This is a genomic window from Shewanella sp. UCD-KL12 (genome assembly GCF_001957125.1).
Classification (GTDB): domain Bacteria; phylum Pseudomonadota; class Gammaproteobacteria; order Enterobacterales; family Shewanellaceae; genus Shewanella.
Genome location: NZ_MPHJ01000054.1, coordinates 1 through 677, shown reverse-complemented (window position 1 = coordinate 677; position 677 = coordinate 1). Strand labels below are relative to the sequence as shown.

The 677-nt window shown below is 44.3% G+C and carries 1 rRNA gene; it reads right to left on the bottom strand.

What is annotated here, in order from left to right:
• A 16S ribosomal RNA gene (locus BM736_RS24800) occupies positions 1 to 269 on the bottom strand; the annotation flags it as partial.
• Positions 270 to 677: the final 408 nt, after the last annotated feature.

Here is a 677-nt window from a genome sequence, read left to right as displayed (position 1 = left end):
AAGCCATTACCTTACCTACTAGCTAATCCCACCTAGACTCATCTAATCGCGAAAGGCCCGAAGGTCCCCTCCTTTCCCCCGTAGGGCGTATGCGGTATTAGCAGTCGTTTCCAACTGTTATCCCCCACGACTAGGCAGATATCTAGGCATTACTCACCCGTCCGCCGCTCGACAGCAAAGGTGCAAGCACCTTCCTGTTTCCGCTCGACTTGCATGTGTTAGGCCTGCCGCCAGCGTTCAATCTGAGCCATGATCAAACTCTTCAATTAAAGTTTTTTGTTCTCACCCGATTAAGGATAAAGAACGGCTCAATGAATTCTGATTCGTTTAGAAGACTCGGAAGAATCTTAAAAACGTTTGTACATATTGCTATGAACATTCATCGTTACATTGAGTTAAATTTTTGATTGCTTCCTAAGAAGCAATTTCGAATAACTCAACACCTGTGAATGTCCACACAGATTTCTTGTTTCGTATTGTTAAAGAACGTGGCGCTAAGTAGCACCGCCGTTGACGCTAGGTCGCTGGCTTGAGGAGGCGTATTCTACACTTCCCGTTGTTGGCGTCAAGTGCTTTTAAAAATTTAATTTCAAACGTTTAAAACGAGGAAATTAATTAGCTTACTTGTTGCCCTGACTGGGTTTCAGCTTCTGTTTAAGAAGGCTGGTTTGCCGTGT